General features: G+C 50.7%; 12 protein-coding genes. 3 read left to right on the top strand and 9 right to left on the bottom strand.

Features of this window, described 5'->3' with window-relative positions; translation table 11 throughout:
- Nucleotides 1-176 precede the first annotated feature (176 nt).
- Both ACN0YR_RS08495 and ACN0YR_RS08490 read left to right on the top strand, forming a co-directional pair.
- Nucleotides 177-1,628: a sulfatase gene (locus ACN0YR_RS08495; RefSeq protein ID WP_417848774.1), complete on the top strand. Its 1,452-nt coding sequence runs from the start codon at nt 177-179 to the stop codon at nt 1,626-1,628.
- A 193-nt stretch (nt 1,629-1,821) separates the two neighbouring features.
- Entirely contained in the window at nt 1,822-2,274 is a 453-nt protein-coding gene (locus ACN0YR_RS08490) for a hypothetical protein (protein WP_417848773.1), read from the top strand.
- A 266-nt stretch (nt 2,275-2,540) separates the two neighbouring features.
- Here ACN0YR_RS08490 and ACN0YR_RS08485 read toward each other — a convergent pair whose 3' ends face one another.
- The 9 genes from ACN0YR_RS08485 to ACN0YR_RS08445 all read right to left on the bottom strand — a co-directional run bounded on the left by ACN0YR_RS08485 (nt 2,541) and on the right by ACN0YR_RS08445 (nt 17,502).
- A complete protein-coding gene (locus ACN0YR_RS08485; protein ID WP_417848772.1) occupies nt 2,541-2,765 on the bottom strand; it encodes a (2Fe-2S)-binding protein in 225 nt (74 codons plus the stop codon).
- 119 nt (nt 2,766-2,884) lie between these two features.
- Entirely contained in the window at nt 2,885-4,876 is a 1,992-nt protein-coding gene (locus tag ACN0YR_RS08480; protein ID WP_417848771.1) for a PDZ domain-containing protein, read from the bottom strand.
- A 61-nt stretch (nt 4,877-4,937) separates the two neighbouring features.
- A complete protein-coding gene (locus ACN0YR_RS08475; protein ID WP_417848770.1) occupies nt 4,938-5,936 on the bottom strand; it encodes a S1C family serine protease in 999 nt (332 codons plus the stop codon).
- Nucleotides 5,937-5,950: 14 nt separating this feature from the next.
- Entirely contained in the window at nt 5,951-7,738 is a 1,788-nt protein-coding gene (locus ACN0YR_RS08470; protein WP_417848769.1) for a S1C family serine protease, read from the bottom strand.
- A complete protein-coding gene (locus ACN0YR_RS08465) occupies nt 7,735-8,946 on the bottom strand; it encodes an NPCBM/NEW2 domain-containing protein (RefSeq protein ID WP_417848768.1) in 1,212 nt (403 codons plus the stop codon). The genes ACN0YR_RS08470 and ACN0YR_RS08465 overlap by 4 nt, the downstream gene beginning before the upstream one ends.
- Nucleotides 8,947-9,396: 450 nt before the next feature.
- Nucleotides 9,397-10,440: a hypothetical protein gene (locus ACN0YR_RS08460; RefSeq protein ID WP_417848767.1), complete on the bottom strand. Its 1,044-nt coding sequence runs from the start codon at nt 10,438-10,440 to the stop codon at nt 9,397-9,399.
- Complete coding sequence (locus ACN0YR_RS08455) at nt 10,437-12,329, bottom strand: hypothetical protein (protein WP_417848766.1); 1,893 nt, start codon at nt 12,327-12,329, stop codon at nt 10,437-10,439. The genes ACN0YR_RS08460 and ACN0YR_RS08455 overlap by 4 nt, the downstream gene beginning before the upstream one ends.
- A 57-nt stretch (nt 12,330-12,386) precedes the next feature.
- A complete protein-coding gene (locus ACN0YR_RS08450; RefSeq protein WP_417848765.1) occupies nt 12,387-14,771 on the bottom strand; it encodes a hypothetical protein in 2,385 nt (794 codons plus the stop codon).
- Nucleotides 14,772-15,057: 286 nt separating this feature from the next.
- The gene (locus tag ACN0YR_RS08445) at nt 15,058-17,502 is read right to left on the bottom strand and encodes a hypothetical protein (RefSeq protein ID WP_417848764.1); all 2,445 of its coding nucleotides are present in this window, start codon (nt 17,500-17,502) and stop codon (nt 15,058-15,060) included.
- A gap of 350 nt (nt 17,503-17,852) precedes the next feature.
- Between ACN0YR_RS08445 and metG the strand changes: the two genes are divergently transcribed.
- Nucleotides 17,853-19,895, top strand: coding sequence for a methionine--tRNA ligase (metG, locus tag ACN0YR_RS08440; RefSeq protein WP_417848763.1), 2,043 nt, complete (start codon nt 17,853-17,855; stop codon nt 19,893-19,895).
- The last annotated feature ends 3 nt before the right edge of the window (nt 19,896-19,898 follow it).

Below are 19,898 nucleotides of genomic sequence, written 5' to 3'. Positions count from 1 at the left end.
AGTGCACTGAGTGGCTCACACATCACTATGTGTCAGCCGAGACAATGCCCGCCGAGACAAGGATTGCGTTACGACAACGATGCGGGGACCCCACTTGACTCGTCCGGGACAATGGTCCCGGGCTACGTCGCGTTCTTGATTTCCTTTCTTGCTCGACTTTAAAACCGGCAGTCATCATGAGCCATCTCATTCCGACACATTTCTTTTCCTACTTGTCACTCATCTCTTGCTTCTTGCCGATTGTGTCTCTCTTCAGTTTTCAGAGTGTCGCCCGTGCCCGGCAACCGAACATCATTGTGCTGCTGGCAGATGATTTGGGGTATGGAGAACTCGGCTGCCAGGGGAACCCTCAAATTCCGACTCCGCATATTGATTCAATCGCCAAAAACGGAGTCCGCTTCACTCAAGGATATGTGACCGGCCCCAATTGCAGCCCGTCGCGAGCAGGTCTTCTCACAGGAAAAATACCGACCAGATTCGGATACGAATTCAACCCAATCGGAGCCAGAAACGAAGACCCAGCTATCGGCCTGCCAGGCAAAGAGATCACCCTTGCAGAGATGCTGCACGACGTCGGATACACAACCGCGTTGATCGGGAAATGGCATCAGGGAGGGACAGCTGCCTATCATCCGCAGCGTCATGGATTCGATGAGTTTTTCGGATTCACTCACGAAGGCCACTATTTTGTTCCGCCTCCGTATCGAGGTGTGACAACGATGCTCAGACGAAAGTCTCTGCCAGGAAATCAAAAAGGGCGATGGACCGGACGAAATCTTATCTACACAACGCACATGGGCCACAATGAACCTGACTACGATGCCAATAATCCGATTGTGCGTGGTGGACAACCTGTCGTGGAAAGCGAGTACCTCACCGACGCATTCACACGCGAAGCTGTCGACTTTATTGACCGGCACTCCGACAAACCGTTTCTCCTTTACCTGGCTTACAACGCTGTCCATAGCCCGTTACAGGGGGCGGACAAGTACATGCAGCAGTTCGAATCAATCGAAGATCCCCATCGCCGTATTTTCGCAGCCATGCTCGCCAACCTCGATGACAGTGTCGGTGCGGTATTGAATCAGATCGAGAAATCTGGCCTACAGGAAGAGACTCTGATTTTCTTTTTAAGCGACAACGGCGGGCCAACCCGCGAGTTAACATCGAGCAACTTGCCACTGCGCGGTGAAAAATCGCACATGTACGAGGGAGGGGTGCGTGTCCCCATGATGGTGAAGTGGGAAGGGCAGATTCCAAAAGGAAAAACCTACGAGAAGCCAGTCAGTAGTATGGATATTTTTGCCACGTCCGCAAATCTCGCAGGCGCACAAGTTCAACATGAGATTGATGGGGTCGACCTGATGCCGTACCTGCTCGGCAAAAAGGAGACCGCTCCACACGAGCAACTCTTCTGGAGACAAGGTCCGCGTTCTGCATTGCGATACAAAAACTGGAAACTCGTCAATATGTCTCGAAACGAGAAGAAGCCGCAATGGGAACTGTATGATCTTGATGCTGACCTTCGTGAACAACACGACTTGGCGGGCGAGAAACCTGACCTCTTAAATTCGCTGATTCACCGATGGGAACAAATGAACAGCCAAATGAGCGAACCACTGTTTTAACGTACCTCTTCAAAATTGTCCGATGCATCATCCGACATCAACCCTCTCCGTTCTGATGATTGAGACACCGAAGGGCGATTTTTCCAATACATTCGGCGAATTCAGCTCTCTCATTCGCCTGAAGTCTCGCTGCCCTCTATGATTCACTGACAGGCTGAGACTCATTTAATCCTCAAGAGATTCCGCACCGACCATGTCCGACGAAATACCCCAACATACAAAATCGAACAGCGGACGTTGGACTGTAGTCGCGATGTTTGGATTCGCCTTCACGATGATCGGCTTACTCTTCGCATATTGGGAATTCTACACTGCTCCTTTTAGAGAATTGCAGTATGCCATCGCGGATGAATACCCTGAATCCAGCCCGCGAGTCGTTGGAGGCCAGCACAAAAGCCACAAAGAAGACTTCCCCAAAATCCTCCGTGTCGTGGTATATGTCCCGCAGAAGGAGTTCAATCCTGAAAAGGAAGTTGAGAAGAGCGAGTCGCGTGCAGCCGATCTTGCCCGCCTGGCATTTAAGCATCAGGACGTTGGAGAGTACGAACAACTGGACATCGTCCTTCTGCAAAAAGTACCCGAAGGATCGCGCAGACGCTGGACAACTTCAAAATCCATCGAAGAATGGAAGCCAATTCTTCAGTGACCCGGGTTACGTCTTTGGCTGACTTTACGTTTGTGGCTGCGTTTGTGCTTGCATATTGCACGTTCTCACACGTGATAGAGCATCTTTCGAATTGGTTTGCAGGTTCTGCCTCGTGGCGAACAGCATTTTACTAGAGTAATGCGTTCTTCACGGGCACACGGTAGAGCAAACTCCTCTAAAAACGCTGCTGCCACCAGAGCTACACTTCAGGAAGCTTCACGAATGAGTTCTTGATGTGCGCTGAGCCCGAAAAGATCCAGAGAGGGTTATGTGCCGGGCCGTGGAGTCCCTTTTCCCTCGGAGATGTACGTCGATCGGCCAGCTGCGTGATCGTCCATCGAAAGATCCGCGTCGGCATCAGTCTGCCCCGCTTCGAAGGCTTCGAAGTTTTTTTTCAGGTAGTTCACGCACCAGCCACATCCAGTTCCGGCTCCTCCACATTCAGAAAGCTGACTCGCCCGTCGCGGTTTATGTATGCGCAGGTAGTTCAATATCTTCCGCTTGGTCACATGAAAACAGAAACAGATTGTATCGCCGAGCTCCACGGGTCATTGTCGCTATTAAGAATAAGTTGATTTCAAAGAATGATGATCGCACCGAAAAGCAACATCTACAGACGATCCAGCCCGTCCAGCCATTGAATCAGAGCATTCACGAGATCGAAAGAGAATTTTGCTTCTTCTTCGCTATCAATTTGAGCAGTCGGGAATTTTTGTTTTCTCAACAGCTCGACGGATTTCAAAATTTGGTCACGTTGTCGCGTTTCAGGAGCAGCCACAAACGCTGTGAGTAATCGCTGTTCGGGATTGCTATCCGGGGGCGGAAAGCGAAGTGGACCTTCAATAGAAATGAGTCCACGAAACAGGTCCCGATACTTAAAAGCGAGTCGTGTGGCAAACACTCCAGAGTCCTGCGCTCCCATAACTGCAACCCGAGCCGCGTCAATTGAGTAATTCTCCTGAACCCACCCGACCACATCTTTGGCATACTCCTCATCCGTGGCAGCCCATCCACTCAGGTCTTCGGCACGTGGACCAACAAGAATAATTCCTCGCTCGGTACAAAGATCTTTCCAGAACTTCAGCACGTCGGCTTCCATCGTTTCGCCCGATGGATGGACCCACATCAGCAGTCCATACTCAAAATTTGGATTGTAATTTTCCGGAACAAAGACCCAAAAGCTGCGATCACTCCCCGCGAGTTTCTGATTGGACCGCCCTAACTTGATTTCTTCGGGAACATCTCCTGGAGGGATATCAGACGGAGGAATGTTTGTAAGTCCATCCCCATCGGGGAACGCTTCCAGTGTGACATTGACCGTTTGAGTCTCTTCTTCACGATCTAAGATCACCGTGAGCTCCTCACCTTTCTTCCTGGTGGTCAGGATAACGGCAATTTCGTTCGGCGTGGAAACCTGTTGTCCATCCATAGATCGAATTCGATCTCCCAATTTCATCCCCGCTGCCTGAGCGGGACTGGAATCGTAAACGAACCTGACGAGGACGCCCTCTTCGGGTGATTCGTCGCTGGCACTTCGCCGAGCTGGCAGAATACCTATCGAGGTGAATTCGTATGCGAGCAACTCGCCAGTCAATTGAATCTCTCTCTCGATTGTTTCATCGCCTCGCTTAACAACCAGTGAAATTTTTTCTCCGGCATAACGATTCCCCAGTTTTTGACGCAGGTCGACAAGCCGATTGACCGGATGTTCATCGATTTCAATCACGACATCATCAACTTTCAAACCTGCTTGATCTGCAGGAGATTGTGGTCGCACGCGAAGAATTTTCGCTTCCCCGGTGAGTGGGCCTTGTGCTTCAAACCCGACTCCTAACAGTCCAGACTGTAAATCTTCACCAGCTTTCATTCGATCAAGAACACGCTGAATGTCTTCGAGGGGAATCGCGAATCCAATCCCGGAATCGTACCATTCCACACCAGCTGTCTCGCCGGCTTGCTGCGGTGAAAGTGGGACGAGAATCCCCATGCACTGTCCAGTCAAATCGATCAACGGGCCGCCATAATTGACGGGGGAAGTTTTTGCATCCGTTTGAATGGCCTTCCCGTTGACTCGATTCAATGCACTGACAATCCCAATTGAGATATTGGGAAATTCCACGTCGAACGTGCGGCCCAGTGCAATGGCACGCTGCCCAACTTTTAGTTCCTCCTTGGGAGAAACCGAGATCGGCTTCAAACCGGACGCTTCAACTTTTAGCAATGTCAGCATTTTAGATTTATCGCTGGCGACGATTTCGGCTGCGTATTTTTTCTCTTCGTCTTGCTCGATCAACGTGACGAGAACACTCGCAGGATCAGAGACGAAATTGAAGCTGCTGGTAATGATGTAACCATCGTCACTCACAATGACACCGGTCGTCGGTCCGGTCCCTGTCAGAACGTCGCCAACAAGGTCCTGTCCCCCTACGGTTTCGATTCGAACTATCGAAGGACTCGCAAACGCAGTCGCCTGCTGAATCGCTTGTTGTTCCTGGCTGAACAATGGTTGCGCCTGAAGCATTGATGACGTATTCATCACCGTGAAGGCAACCAGAAAGAGGCAGACTGTCCGGGAGGAAGTCTGGTTGGGTTCTGTTTTCATAATTCGCAACATGATTTCACTCTGCCAAAGCCGCTGCCTCACGATTAAAGAAACAGCTCTGCTACTTTCGCGGGACAACAAACTGGACCGTAATCAAGTCGTCTCCACGACGAACAATAAGTTGCAGGTCATCCCCGGGGATCAGCTGATCCAGAATTTCGTTGAATGTTCGAATCGACTGAACAAGCTCCCCATTCGCGAAGACAATTAGATCGTCAGGCTTCAGGCCGAACTCATCCGCTTTCGACTTTTCGATCACTCTATCCAAAAACGCAGGTGTTCGAGCGACAACGTCCGGGACCAGGACAAAACCGAAATCAGTCGACTGATAGTCACTTTCACTCGGTTCCCCCCCTGCAGCGAGAAGGTCATCGCTCCGACTGAATCGACCAGCGATAATGTCCTCAATCGGCTGTTTCAGAACGGAAAACGGGATCGCGTAGTTGAGCCAGGTGTTATTGTTTCCTTTGAGTTCCCGCCCGAGCATGCCGAGCAATCGGCCATCCATCGTCGTCAGTACACCACCCGCTGCACCGGGATTGTTGGTCACGGCATCGACAAGATAAACTTCGCCATCATAGGGAACTTTATAGCGACCGCGACGTGCAGAGAGTTCTGTTTTCGCGGAGACAACACCTTGCATCACAGTCACTGGCTCATCGCCGGTGGCAACTTTGAAGACGTTGCTGAACGCAAGAATCGGTGTTCCCGGACCAACTTGAACGGAAGAACCGATATCGAAGAACGGTAATTCCTCGGCATCGATCTTCAGGATGGCGATATCTTTTTGGGAGTCCGTCCCAATCACTCGTCCGTAGAACCGGCGACCATCATTCAGGACGACAGCGACTGCATCAGAGTCCAGAAGGTGATTCCAAACGGTCGCAATGTGACCGTCTGGGGAGACGAGAATTCCGGTCCCGTAGTTGGCGAGGTTCTTCAATCCGCCAGCCCCAAAAATCTTCACAACTTTCGGCTGAACGGATTCAATCGCCTCGGAAGCGGACTGTGCTTTCGCAAGTCCGCAATTCAACAGACAGGAAGCGAAAAACGAGTACATTATATATCGAGATATCATGGTGAGCCTTTCGAATCGGGGTCGAGAAACTTCAGCGAAGTGACATCCAACTCGCCCCAAACTTGCCCCCCTGAGCGAACCGTCAATCGTGATGGAAATTTGACACCATCAAAATCCCGCATTTCTCCGAATCGGATTCTGCACGAATCATGCTCTTCGTCAATCACGGTATCGACTCCAATGAGCGCTCCACTCTCCTGTTGAAAATACCAGCGCGAGGTCAGCAGTCCTTTCGTGGTCACGAGAACATCCACTCGCTCCCCCTGACCATCTAGTGGTTCGCTTCCGACGTAGTAGAACTCTGTGAAGTAATCTTTTGGGTCAATCAGCAATTGCTTCAACTGCTCCAGAGAGGCCAGCAATCCACCAGAATCCATCGGCTCTGCGGTGAATTCTCCCCCCAGTTCCAGGACAGCGAACCCCTGCTCAAACTTGGCAGCGATTGCTTCGGGTTGCATCCGAATTTGCAGCGGAGCCCCATCTTTGAATGTTGCATCGAGCGCCCACATGCGCGGCTTCGAATTGAAATCGCCCCATCGTCGAATCGATTCGAGAAATCGATCTTGTGCGATTTGATTGAAGTAGTAGTTTGCGTACCCGCTCTTTTCTTCGTAGAGCTTCAAATATTCCTTGGGAATATCCGGCTCTTGCTTCTTTCCCATGTGAGGAATTGGAATCGGGATTTTCGGTTTCTCTTTTTCGTCTGGCTCAGGCTTATTCGGTGGCGGTCCTCCTGCAAGCTCAGCACGACGATGTAACCCGGCGAGTTGAACCACAATATCGAACCGTGCTCCGTCTCGTTGAAAAGAGAGAGGAACCTGCCAACTCTTCGGGTAGATCCCCAGAATATTTTTGTATTGATTCACACTGCGAACAGGCCGGCCTGCGAAAGAAATTAGTTCATCACCTTGGCGGAGTCCGCGTCGGTATGCTTCCGATGTTTCCAAAATGTTTGAGACGACAACAGCTCCATCCGAAGTACTGGTGACGGTTGCCCCGAGCGTCGCATGGTCGACGATGCGGCCACTTTTCAGATGATCAAGAAAGTGCATCACCTGATTGATCGAAATGGAATAGCCAGCTCCAACGTTCACCTTGCCACGTTTTTCAACGGAAATCCGCCCGTTAATTCCGATCACTTCGCCATTGATATTAAACAAAGGACCGCCTGAATTTCCGGCATTGATTGACGTATCGACCTGAATGCAATCGGTGTACTCCAGAAACGTCCCAGCTGGATATTGATAGCGATGCGTTCCACTGACCATTCCGTAGGTGACTGTCGGTTGAAAATCATCCGCGAGGAGGAACGGGTTTCCCATTGCGAAAGTCCAGTCTCCCATCTTTACGGTATCGCTATCACCGATTTCAGCATGTGGGAAATCGTCACGACCGAGGAGCTTCACAACTGCGACATCGCCTGTCGGATCAATTCCGACCAGAACAGCATCGTACAGGCGACCGTCATTCAGGCCGCATTTCATAAAGCCACCGAGACCCTGAACCACGTGAAAATTCGTGACTGCGAAGCCATCGGAAGAGATCAAAACGCCGGAACCGCCCCCTTGTCCTCCGGGAGCAAAGATCGCCACAACACTGCTCGCAACACGTTCGACAGTCTCAATACGATGTTGCTGTGCCTGAAGCACAGCTTCCGGAACAACGACGGACGTTTGCGAGAACGCAGTTGTCTGCGTCATCAAAAAGAAGATCACCACAGGCATCCAGCGGGATGCGCGAAGGTGCATCGCAGGTTCTAAAAATTGATTATGCTTGCTTGTCACTTGATCACCTGGGCATCACCGAGAGCAAAGTGTTCGAGAATTCCTTTTCCGACCCCCAATGATTCTACGCGAATGATCAATTCACGAACATTGGATAAGTTCAAATTGATCTTCTCCGGCGGGGTATCCCAGGAAAACTCCTTCGCGTACAACTCTTCTGAATCTCCCTCGAAGACCAACTTGACCTTTGGGTTGAATCGTGGCATTTTCCCGACATGCGTCTGGTCAAACCCTGCAACTGTCCGAAGCTCGGTGAATTGCCGGTTCAAGCGGAAACGTACAATCGCCCCGGAGTGCATCCACAATCCCCGTTGATACTGCTTCCCATCGATCAACAGTGGACGTCGTCCTCCTGAGCCTGCAGGAAAGTTCAGAGCTGTAAACCAGACGACCGGGAATTCACTATTTGGAGAGACCGACGTAGAGTCGTCAAAGGGAAGATCCGCGAGATAGCGAATCCTTCCGCCACCAAAATCGATCTCCCGAGTCTTCGAGAGGTCTAGCTCCAGATTGATTCCACTGACCAGCGAGACTGCCAACGTTGTCTCTTTCAAGGTGATGGACTTCGCTTTGAGTTCGTCTCCTTCTGTTGTGCGCAACAGGCCGACTCCCGGAGTCTCATTCGCCGATCGGTTCGCGAAGACAACCGCGAAGATTCGATCCACCGGAGCTTTCAGCTCGCGGCCTCGCACATTGATGGTGACTCCCTTATCGGTAAGTTCGCTTACTGTACCGGCAACGTAGTCGAGCACATCACCTTTTCGAAATACAAGAAGATCATCTCGAGCCCCACGCGATTGCAGGTCCGTCCAACTTTCCTGAACTTTCTCATCAACCGCTCCCCAGCGAATGTTCTGAATCGCATTAACAGGGACAGTCGTCGCTCCGTAGCCAATGGTTTCCACTTCTGCCTGTTTTTCTTTGAAGATGACCGTCTCAAACGTGAGCAGCGACTGATCACTCAGGCGGACAACTTTCTTCGCAGCTTTGCTCCCCGTCGGTGTCTCATTGACTTGTGCATCATTGAAACGGAGCAGCATCAGCTGATCCACCGGGAGTGTTTTGTCTTGTGCTTCCGTCTGCACGACCACTTGAGCAGAATCCAGCTTTGTCAATTCACCAACGGTTGACTGACCATCAAGTGTCGTGACGGTGACGGGTGTTCCCGATAGCGTCGCCACCAACAGCAACTGTAATGCAGCATCCAAACTTGCACCTCTCGCGACGAAATCTGTGACTGAAAGCGATTTGCTCTTCAGTCTGTTCAGAATGAACAAAAATTGAACGTGCCAGTTCGTATCAACATGCACAAACTGGCGCCGATGATTATAGGAAACAGAATCCCGAAAGTCGCGAGAATGTCCCAGATTTCGAAAAGACGTGGCAGAGTTTCGGGAATTGTGGCCCCCAGCGACTCAGTCGCACGACAGCATTTCCCTGCGTGCTTCAATGTTGCACTCCCATTTCCTCCGCACTTGCACGAATTCTCCGTTCTATGAAATGCTACCGCAATCAAACACTTTCGTGCTGCATGTACCGGTGAAGAAACGGATTCAGACTGATCCGGCTCAGAGTCTGTCCATTGAGGTCGACAGCGTCTCTTCACTCCCTCCCCCGATGACATGACTCTCGGGGGCTATTGCATCTTTCAACTACTCCTATTTCGGAGCGGGGCGATCGGCGAGTTTCTTGAGGTACTCCTCAACTGCTTGTCGGTAGTGTGAGGGGAATTGTCGGTCGAGCATATTCTTGGCAGCTTCACGAGCTTTGGGAGGAAGATCGCCCCAGTTGTCTTTGTTCCCGATATCTTTTTTATCGGTGAGGCCTTCCCCTTTAATTCCGCCGAGATAGGTATCACTCGCTCCTTGATCGGGAGCGGACGATCCGCCACCACTTCCGCCAGCCTGGGCCTGCTGTTGCTGCTCTTCCAGTTTTTTGATCAGTTCATCGAGCGTCTCAACGATTTTGTTTTCGACTTCCTGGACGCCTTCATCTGTTTTGCTGAGGTCGAGACGTCGCTGAACATCTTTCATTTGTCGAGCCACTTCGCCGAGTGATTTTTCCTTCACGCCTTCAAGGTCCTGAAGCATCAACTCGCCCAGTTTCTGATATCGGATCGGCAGATTTTCCGTTCGATTGAGTAACGCGTCCAGAGATTCCAATCCCTCTTCGCGCATCAACAGATGATGTTCGCAAACCGACTGATAAAACAGGCAGCCAGCGGGATCGACGACATAGCTGGGATCGATGGTGTGAAACAATTCGGCAGCTTCGTTGTACGCGGTTAACATCGACAGATGTCGCGCCAGGAAGTATTTGACGTTGTGACCCAGTAACGGTTCTGTCGCAGTCCGTTCAGTAGTCGGCGCCTTGAGTTGCAGAACTTCAGGACCGAATCGCAAGTCGCGACATTGATCGACCAAAGCACGGACCTCGTCGTCCGCGAGATAAAACGTTCGCATCAGGGCATCGAAAAGCTCTTCGGCCTGCGGGTCGCTTTCAAACTTAAAAAACGGCTCGACGGCATCAACGACGGGAGACTGGCCCAACCCTTTAAATGCCAGCCATTCTTCGACGGAGAGACGGAGTTCTTCCTGCGACGGGGCTGAGTAGACCTCTTCATTGGCGAAGAGAGGAGTACTCAGTCCGCCAGCGACCACGACGGCAATTATCAATGAGGTAATGGGTAATGTACTTCTCACTTATTTCTCCCGACGGAAAGGTCGTAAGTCGCTTCCTGAATCCGTTTTTGTCGTTGAGCGATGTCATTAATCAGTGATTGCTGATCCGCATCAATTTCTGACAGACTCCCGATTTCAGTCCCAAGCTGTTGAGTAATTCGGTTCACCTGCAATTGCAGCGAGCGAATCATTTTGAGTTCTGCAATTTGATTGACCAATCCGGGATCCTGGGGTTCTCCCTGTTGCTGCTGGCCCTGTTGCTGTTTTTTCTCTTCCTGATCTTTTAATTCCTGCTGAAATGCTTCAATCATTTCTTCGAGAGTTTCAACGACGAGTGTTTCGACGAGTTGCGTTGTCTTCCCTGTGTCCTGTGCTCCCAACCGGTTGATGACCACTCGCATGTTCTTGTTCATCTGTTCGACAGCTTCCGGGAAGGCAACTGACGATCCTTCTTCACGCAATAAATTGAGAGCTTTCCCGGCATCCATCAGGTTCTCTTCCTGGTCTTTTCGAATCTCGTTCGTTTTGGAAGCGTATCCCTGTTGTGCTCTTGAGTCTTTTTCGATCGTGTCGAGACGTTTGGTTTCCGAATTGATTTGTAGTTGCCGACGCAACATATTTTGAAAGCGTGCTTCAAGGAGTGTCAGGTAGCTCTCCTTCTCTTCTTCTCGCAACTGCCGCAAGATTTCTTCGAGTTCGGCTTTCAACTGTTCCAAGCTGGCGATACTGGCATCTTGATCTTTAACTGCCTCGTCGTTTTTCTTTTTAAGGAGTTCTTCGATCGCCTTTTCCATTTGTTTGCGGGCCTGCTCCAGCTGCTCTCGCCCGGGAGTCTTCTCCTGCTCTTGCTGCTGTTGTGGTGGCTGATCCTGTTGTGGTTGCTGGCCTTGCTGGGACTTCTCGCCTTTTGATTTCTCACCCTGTTGAGACGGACTCTCCTGAGATTTTTCTCCACTCTCGGATTTTTCTCCGCTCTCGGATTTTTCTCCGCTCTCGGATTTTTCTCCGCTTTCTGATTTTTCTCCGCTCTTTGATTCTTCACCCGACTTGGAAGGTTCACCTTGTTGTGATTCTTCTCCAGACTTCTCCGGCATCTTACCGTCAGAAGACTCTTTCCCTTCTTCCTTCTTGTCGTCGGACGATTTCTCAGAGTCACCCTGTTTCTCTTTTGAATCTCCTTCGCTGGAAGACTCAGCCCCCTGTTGATCCGACTGCTGTTGATCCGACTTCTGTTGATCGGAGTTATTTTCATTCCGTTCGGCGTCGTGTCGATCAATCTCCTCAGCGAGTTCCTTTGCCTTGTCGGCAATTTTCTGCTGAGCGTTTTTCAGTTGTTCCGAATCCCGATTTCGAAGTGTTTCAGCGCGAACATCTTTTTCGCCCGCGATCAGTCGGTTCGTTTTCTTGAGATACTCTTCGACGCGTTTCATTTCCTCAGCGAGTCGTTGACGTTCATCTAATGACCGCAACAGCTTCAGAATTGAATCCATTCTCGCAATCAATTCATCCTGACGGTCGACAGCTGGTCCGTATTGAGCGGTCTTTTTTTCATCGCCATCGCTGGAGCGAAGAAGCTCTGCAATGACTTCCATATCAGCGAGCAGGTTCTCTTCCTGTGACTTGCTGCGAGCGCGATAAAGAACTTCCGCCTGTTCCGGATCTTTGCGGCGCATTTGCTCCGCAACATCGTACAGAGACTTCTCGAACCGTTCGTAATCTCGAAAGATCTGCTTTTGCAGATTGTTGAGATCAACGTTCTGTGCAGCTTCGGCAGATTCAGTTGCAGCCGGAGAGACGGCAGGAGATGCTGGGGAATCTTCGCTGAGACCGGGTGCTGGTTGAGCATTGCTGATGTTCAACGAACCGGCCACCGTCATCATGCAAAAGAAGCAGATGTACAGATTCCGCATACTTGACTCCTCATTCTTTTATCGTCATTGAGGATGAATATTGATGAATCATCCCGATTATTGTTCGAAATCAAAGAAAAAATTCTCCTCAATCCGCTTCTCTTCCGTCAATTTCTTTAATCTCATCTGCTCATCACGAAGTCGCTGAATCGTTTGAATCAGGTCATTCATTGTACCGCGATCCTGCATTTCCTCCAAGATGCGATCCATTTGTTCAATCAAAGCATCCACCGCCGGAACGGTTTCCCGGAGCGCCACATCAAACCCGGTTCCTCGCTGCAAACTGAGTCTCTGTAACGCATAACGTTGGTCCGCCTCAACAAACAACTTCTCATTCAGCACACCTAATGGAGCAATCACGCCGTTGTCGATGCGATCAAGTTTGTCTTTCGTATCGATCCCGTTATTGACCATTTCTTCTCGTAAACTCTGAAACGAGACTTCAATCGATCGCGATTCCGTTTGATTCTTGCGTAATTGATGCAAACTTCGCTCAACAAAGGCTGAAAGGATCGACTCTTCGACTTGAACGTTTTCCGCGAGATTCGTTTGCTGGTCTGCCAGCAGGTCTCGCAAATCTCCAGCTTCGGCACGAATCTGTTCGAACCGCAATCGCAAGTTGACCTCTCTGTCGAAGAGCCGTGCTTGAAGTTCTTCGTCAGTGACAACCCTGAAGGAGAAAATTTCTCCGTGTGCGACATGCGGCCCATTAAAGTCGTCCGCATCTTGTGCATAAATCGCCAGCGTGAGCGTTTCGCCCTCTTGAAGCTTTAAGGGACGCAAATTGAATCGCTCAACATTTTTTTCCGCTGCATCGTTAAGTTTGAACTCTTTTTGCCCTTTCGGAAGCTTGTTAAGAGGAAGGGTTTGCTCCTCCATCTGGCTGCCGACTTTGAAACCAAACCAAGCATTCGCAACTCCATAATCGTCAGAAAGCTGCCCCTCTACCGGGATGCTTGCATTGCGGGTAATCAGCGAACCGACACCTGTCCGTTTCGTGTCGACCACCGGAGGCTCATCGACAATGCCGTTCACGAGTAATGAGGCCGGTTCCGGGCTGTAGATTTCGTCGTTATCTTCGAGGAAGATTTTTAATGCGGAATCGGGTGGAATCGGAATCGGCAGTTCTATGCGATCACCAAGTTCTTCCCACTGCTGTTCCGCTTTAGAAGAAATCACGAAGGGAATTTGAAACCCACTCCGATCTTCGGTGAGCAAACTTTCCGGAGAAGCAGCCACCTCGATGGTTCGTAAAATCTGGTTTTCTTCATTCCGAAGGGTAAACGTTGTCGGCTTAGGAACTTCGTAGCCATCGACCAACTTATAGCCGAAGGAAAGTTGAAATCGGCTGCTGCGAAGATCGACCGCTCGCAGCGGCTTATTGCATCGCCCCTGCAACTCAAACCCTGTTTCCATCGGCAGGGAGACCTGAGTCCCCACCACGGAGACCGGCTTATCTTCCATTCCATCCATACCGGTGTATGAAGGATAGTCACACATGAGTGTGATCGCATCGACTTGAGGCGGGTCAACAATTTGGATTCGGTACGGAGTTCGATTTACAAAATCTCCTCCCCGAATCCATAACCGATAATCATTTACGACGCGAGAAAATGAGTGGCGGAATTCCCCATCGCCGAAGCGATTCATATTCGCGCGGCCACGTTCGGTCGCGTTGCCCTCGAATGCAATGTATTGAATTGTGACCTCTTCCGGTGCGATGGCTGCGTCGTCGCTTTCGACGAGGAGTTGCAAGTCGGCCCCTCGGGGGTGTTTATAACTCCGATTCTCATCAAACTCTCTCACACGTTCCCCCGGTTGGCTGAGCACTTTCAGCACCAAAGCCTGTTGGCGATACGGGTCCCAATAATTGTCTTTCGTCAAAATGTAAGCATGCACCCAGCGTTGCACGCCAGCTGCGTTCGCTACTCCAAAAACGGCCAGTGTACTGAAGAGAACCGTCGCGATAATGGCGATTCGTTTCAGCGGAGTTCGATCAAACGTCTCTTCCAATGGAAGCTCTGAAATCTTTTCAGCAGCCTCTCGGCTGGTTTGCTCTACCATTTTGGCAGTCAGCGGTGAAGTCGTTTCGTGTTCAAACTCGACAGTAGTAATGAGCTGATCTCGAAGTTGCGGGAATCTCCGCTCCAGTGCTAATGCCAGATCTTTGAGTTGCAGGTGTTTGAAGAGTCGAAGGGCAACCCATGAAACACCGAGCCCAACAAGCCCTCCTACCATCACGATCAGACAGATGAGTCGAAACGATGTCGGCAACTCAAGACTCGAAAACCAGAAATACGCGACATCAACCAGAAAGGTAACCCAGAACATCATCGCAGCGACGGCCACGAAAACGGCAATCCCTTCCAACAGAATGTAGCGGCGAATCCAGCGACGAAACTGTTTTAAGACACTCTGAATTTCGTTGGGAATCTGGCTCATTATTTCTTTCATCGCATCTCAGAGCATTTCAATGCTGGTCGTGCCCGTGAAGCTCACTGTCATGACTTCATAGACTGCTCGCCACGAGGCAGAACGTAAAGACCAATATTGGATTTGCTCCAGCCGAAGACTTGAAGTCGCCGGCGTAACGATTTGGTATTTCCTGAATCGAATCTCGCTACCGCTTCGTCTGAATCCTTCATTCCAGGAAGATGTCCGGACTACTGCTGACACTTCCAGCGACTCAAACGATTCTTTTCCTCGAACAAAACTTAACGATTGAATTCTACGCAAGCTTCAATAATTTTCGCGTCAACCATTCCGCCGAGACCAGCAGTACCATCAAAAACATCAGAAACTTGCGGTCCCAGAGTTCTTCGATTTTCTGGTCGATGGTCACTGACTCCCCTTTGTTTGGCAGCAGTTTCGGAACCGCAGCCACAGCCTCTTCCAAGGTCACGTACTCACCGCCGGTCCCTTCGACGAGCCTGCGAAGCTGTTCGACTTCCTGAACCAGCGACGCAGCTTCCTGTCGCGGAAATTGAACTTCGATATTCTGCTGAATCCGGTCACTCGATTCAGGAACCTGATACTCAAAACGATACGCACCTGCGACAAGTGGACGATAGTCACCCACGAATTCTTCTGGCCTGAGGGGATCACGAACAAGGACAGGCCCCGGAAGGATTGGACTCCCATTCGGGCCATAAAGTTCCAAAGGAATTTCCTCTGAGACCAACGGTTCAAACTGCGGAGTGACTGAACGTACACGCAACGGGACTGTTTGCCCAAGTTCGAATTCTGTTCCGTCAAGAATAAACAAGCTGCGTTGCAAGCCTCGTTTCGATCGTCCTTCAGCTGCTTTTCGAACTGACTTGATCCAAAATCGTTCGTAATAGCTTTCATCAACTGACCGCAATCGCCACATCTCCGGACTACCAAGGTACAAAACTTGTCCCTGCCCAAATCGCTGAGCTGCCAGCAATACCGGTTGGCCTCCCGGTCCTCTCGACAGTGGGTCTGTAAACTCGGCAAAGATCGTCGTTCCCGCTTTGGCTCCGCGCGTCGGATAGGTTCTATACACACCGGGAAACTGTGCCCAGGCCGACTCGTCTCCCGTTTCCGCCAGCTTTAAGAATTCGGCAACTTCCCCGTCTTGAGTAAAACCAATCGGGAAAGCGGTTGAAGCGGCATCGCGGTTGCCCAGTCGCAAACTGACTTCTTCCAGTAATACGGGATAAAGTCGTTTAATCTTTTCGAATTCCTCGCTCGCTGCCAGCTGAGGTGTATTCACGTCGCCTGCAACAACGAACAGTCCGCCACCTTCGTTGGAAATCCAGTCTGTCAGCAAGCCTCGCTGTTCTTCACTCACCTGAGACCAATCAACATCAAACGCGATGATGGCATCGTACTCGTACAGCGACTCTCGGTCTTCAGGAAATCGGAACAGCAACCGGTTTGATTCCTGGCTGATCCCGACCGATCCCGTTTGCAACCAGATATCGGTCAGTATCGAAGGATGTCGATAGAGTGCAGTTTTCGCGAAACGGTAATCTCGCATCGGCCCTCCCGCGATCACCAGTACTTTTAAGGGACGATCAAAAATGTTGACGGACCGGCTAAGTTGATTGTCTTCCTGTCGTGTCTCGTTTCCTCCGCTCAAGCTGGCGCGAACCGTAAACTGATACTCTCCGCCATCGCTGGGCTTGAGATCGAACAGTACTTCGGTCGGTGTCCCGTCTTCGGAGATGGTCCGCGTTTCTGTCAACACAACAATCGGCTCGGGATCATTCGGTCCTTTTTGAAGCAGATCCACTTGTGCAGACTTTCCAGCGACACCCTGTCCTCGCAAAATCGCAGAGAGCTCGAAAGCGTCCCCCTTTTGAACATCGGTCGGCGCGATCAGTCTCGCAACTTCCAGGTTCTGTGGAGGCTCAGTGCTGCCGACTCCAACAGAAACCAGCCGCACTCCGTATTCGGTCGCTCTGTCGCGAGCAGCGGAAATATCGCGACCGGCGTTCGTCGCCCCATCTGAAATGACCACAATCCCCGAAAGCGTCGATGTTTTTGCTTCAACAAGAAGTTTGTCGAGACTGTCTCCCAGACGCGTCAAATGTCCATCCGTCTTTAAAATTTCATCCCAGACGATCTTTTCCTCCTGAGGAGAATCGCTGCCATTTGCTTCACCAGTTTGCTGAGCGTTCGGCTGAGCCCCATCTGCTGGACTGGCATTAGTAGGGAATCGAGCTTTCAACTGGCTGAGATCATCGCTGAATGTGAACAGGTCCACGCTATGGTCGGCTCGCAGCCTTTCAAGCAATGGAGACTCTCCAAGTAATTCCAGGATCGCCTCCGACCGGGTTGGAACACTCTCGGCTCCAGCAGAGCGGGGGTCTCGAACCGGTTGCTGCATCGAAGTAGAAGTATCAACAAGAAAGATGACTCGCGACGGCCGATGTGTATCTGTTTGGGTCCGCTCATGGGGATTGAGTGCCATGATCAGCCCCAGCGTCAAAAACGCCAGACGCAGGGTCGTCAACAGGATCGTCCAGCCACGATTGAACTGTTTCGTATCACGAAAAACAAAGTAGAGCGTCGTTCCGATCGCCAGGAGCAACAGAACGATTGGCAACCAATCCGTCCAGAAGTAGGGCCAGTCAAATTCAATACTGGATGACGTCCCGGACGGAGTCGCTGTAGTGCTCGATTGTGCAAGAATTGAGTTCAACACGCGATCCGATTCATTTGATTGAGAAACATAGGGATTGCCCCGTCATCCCGTACTGTTCAGCTGTCCTGTTCAGTTGTCGTAAATTGTAGCAGGAGAAGAACCGCTCGTCGAAACCAGAATGAGTTCAGCCCTCTGTTTCGCCGGACACTCGAACTGTCGGGAGGAGAAGTTTTCCACTCTCCTTTCGAACCGGTTCCCCGAAAACCGTGTCAAATTCAGAGCGAACTCGACTTTCTCATGTTGAACTACTCGCGAGCAACGCAATTGCTGTCTAAACTGCGTTCATTCAATGAAATCTGAACGATTTCCAGACTTTGCCGACGAACAGACACTCGAATCGACCTCCACTTATGTCAAACCGCCGTATTCTTGTCACCGCCGCTCTGCCGTATGCCAATGGAAATATCCATATTGGCCACTTGGTCGAATACGTCCAGACCGATATTTGGGTTCGCTTCCAGAAATTACGGGGCCATAACTGTCGTTATTTCTGTGCGGACGACACCCACGGCACCGCAATCATGATTCGCGCCCGCAAAGAAGGTCGCAGCGAAGAAGAATTAATTGCTGACGTCCGTGAAGCTCATATCAACGACTTTTCCAAATTCGATATCGAGTTCGACAACTTCGGTTCGACACACAGCGAAGAGAATCGGGAACTGTGTCATCAAATTTGGAAATCGATCCGCGATGCCGGACTCGTCAAGCAAAAAGAGATCGAACAGCTTTTTGATCCGGAAGCACAAACTTTCCTCGCTGACCGTTTCGTCAAAGGGACATGCCCGAAGTGCGGAGCGACAAATCAGTACGGCGACAACTGTGATAAGTGCGGTTCCACTTACACGCCCGCCGAATTGATTGACCCGAAAAGCACATTGAGCGGGGCAACCCCCGAGTTGCGGACTGCGACGCACCTGTTTATCGAACTTGAAAAATGCCATGAGTTCCTGAACGAATGGACTCAGTCGGGTAAGCACCTGCAGCCAGAAGTCGCCAACTATCTGAAAGGGCATTTCCTGAGTGATGAACTTCGCGACTGGGATATTTCACGGCCCGCTCCCTATTTCGGATTTGAAATCCCCGACTTCCCCGGAAATTACTGGTACGTTTGGTTCGACGCGCCAATCGGATATATCGCCAGTACCTATGAGTGGTGTAAAAGAAACGGCGAAAACCTCGACGACTGGTGGAAAAGCGACCAAACCGAAATCCATCACTTCATCGGAAAAGACATCACCTATTTCCACACTCTCTTCTGGCCTGCGATGCTGAAGACAGCTGGACTCACACTTCCAGAGAAAGTGCACATCCACGGTTTCCTGACCGTTGACGGCGAGAAAATGTCCAAATCAAAGGGGACATTCATCGAAGCTGCCAAGTACGCGGAGCATCTTGATCCGTCGCATTTGCGGTACTTCATCGCTTCAAAACTGAGCTCCAAAGTTGACGACATCGATTTGAACTTCGATGAGTTCAAACTGAAAGTCGATAGCGACCTTGTTGGCAAGGTCGTCAACATCGCCAGTCGGTGTGCCAAGTTTGTAGCAGGAAAAGAACTCTCCGCTGAGTACCCCGAAGATGGAGGTTTATTCGAACAGGCAGCCGCCGTCGGAGAAAAAATTGCTGAGCTTTACGAGAACTGCGAGTACAGCAGCGCTGTCAGAGAGATCATGGTTCTGGCAGATCGTGCGAACCAATACATCGAGGGAAAAGAACCGTGGGTCGTTCGTAAAGACGAATCACGTGCAGACGAACTTCGCGACATCTGCACTGTCGGTCTCAACCTGTTCCGGCAGGTAATCATTTATCTTGCACCGGTTCTCCCCAGCATCCAAAAACAAACCGAAGAACTCTTAAACAATAAAATCGAACACTGGAACGACGCCCAAACGCCACTTCTCGGCACAACAGTTGGCAAATTCCAGCACATGATGAAACGCGTCGACGAAAAGAAAGTCAAACAAATGGTTGAAGAATCCAAAGAGACACAAGCAGCCGATGCAATTGCTGCTCCACAATTTAATGATGGGCCAGAAGCTCTTGAAAAGGAGCCGATGACCGAAGAACACTGCACAATCGAAGACTTCATGAAGGTCGACATGCGAGTCGCTCGCATTGTGGAAGCCGGACACGTCGAAGGTGCGGATAAGCTACTGCAACTGAAACTCTCACTCGGAGGCGACGAAACACGAAACGTCTTCGCTGGAATCAAAAGCGTTTACACTCCGGAAGAGCTCGTCGGACGACTCGTTGTCTGCTGTGCGAACCTGAAGCCTCGCAAAATGCGATTCGGCCTCAGCGAAGGTATGGTCCTCGCCTGCGGGCCCGGCGGAAACGAAATTTTCCTCCTCAACCCCGATGACGGAGCTCAACCGGGAATGCGCGTCCATTGATCA

It is taken from the genome of Thalassoglobus sp., assembly GCF_048270125.1.
Taxonomy (GTDB): Bacteria; Planctomycetota; Planctomycetia; order Planctomycetales; family Planctomycetaceae; genus Thalassoglobus.
Note: the sequence above shows the minus strand (reverse complement) of the source record. Positions and strands in the feature narration are given on the sequence as shown.